Here is a 1,118-nt window from a genome sequence, read left to right as displayed (position 1 = left end):
AGTTCCACTTTCACAGACAACTGATGGGCAATTATCTTTTCTTTATATAGGATTTCTCCATTCTCATCCGTCTGTATATTCTCCCAATCCATTTCGTCAAGAGCCATTGTTTTCAAGGATTCAGGTGCTTTCTTTAGCGTATAGCTGATGACGAAATCATGATCCTGATTCACTAAATAAGCGAGATTATCTTTTCCGTTCAATCCTCGATCAGCTACCACAACGATTTTGTCCATTTTATACCGTGCCTTGAGATCTTCTACTGCCTGAGTTAATGTCGTTTGATCCATTGTGTTTCCAGGAAAAAGCTCATAACTGATCGGGATGCCTTGGTTATCCATTAGAAGCCCCATCACCACCTGAACTTCATTGTGTTTATTGTCTTTTGAGTAACCAAACAACCGCAACTCCCCCGCGTTCACACTTTCAAAACGATACGTCGTGACGTCATAATAGGCGACAGGTCCTGTTCGCTCTGTCTTTGTCGTGAACTGATCACATAGATGGTCAATAAGCTGATCTTTGTAAATATACAATTTATCCAACAAGTTGTAATAGAGATCTTTATGATGTTGAGTGATGCCTGCAAAGTGAGGCAAATCCAAATAGGAATAACGAATACTTTGTGGGTCCATCATCCGATGCATCACTAAACTAAAAATTGCTTCAATCAGCTGTGCTTGGTTCCGTTTTTGATCCATCGTCTTAAAAAAAGCATCCAACTCAAGAGAATCCCACAACGCTTTGATGGCCGCATGCCCAAAATGAAAAGAGGGTGTTGTGTCCGATGGAGACAAAATCGGTTGCCGTGATAACTCGACTTTCATCGGCTTGTTTCTGGCTTTTTTCTCAGCCGTGAGGCGCTTGGCTTCTTCTTTGAGTTTTTCAATAATTTGTGGATCCTCTGCGATCATTTTTTCGTAGTTTCCGATTGTTTTAATCACGACTGTCTTTTTCTTTTTTGTCTTTGGAATGCGGTGTTGTTCGACGAATTGGATGACACGAGCACTTCCTGATCCAGTTACTGAGACATACATTGGCGTTCCTCCTATCTCAAAGAATCTTTCGTTAATTTCATTATATCATAAATGTACATAAGTGGACAGTAAAAATAATAA

The 1,118-nt window shown here is 40.1% G+C and carries 1 protein-coding gene; it reads right to left on the bottom strand.

Annotation, left to right across the window (positions count from 1 at the left end; genetic code table 11):
• Window positions 1–1,037, bottom strand: a 1,037-nt coding sequence (locus ABD814_RS13165; protein ID WP_344914180.1) for an IS1634 family transposase, incomplete at its 3' end; no start/stop codon positions are given.
• Between the last annotated feature and the right edge of the window lie 81 nt (window positions 1,038–1,118).

The sequence above is a fragment of the Amphibacillus indicireducens genome (assembly GCF_039539605.1).
In the GTDB taxonomy this organism is placed as follows: Bacteria; Bacillota; Bacilli; order Bacillales; family Amphibacillaceae; genus Amphibacillus; species Amphibacillus indicireducens.
This window is presented reverse-complemented; position numbering and strand designations above follow the sequence as displayed.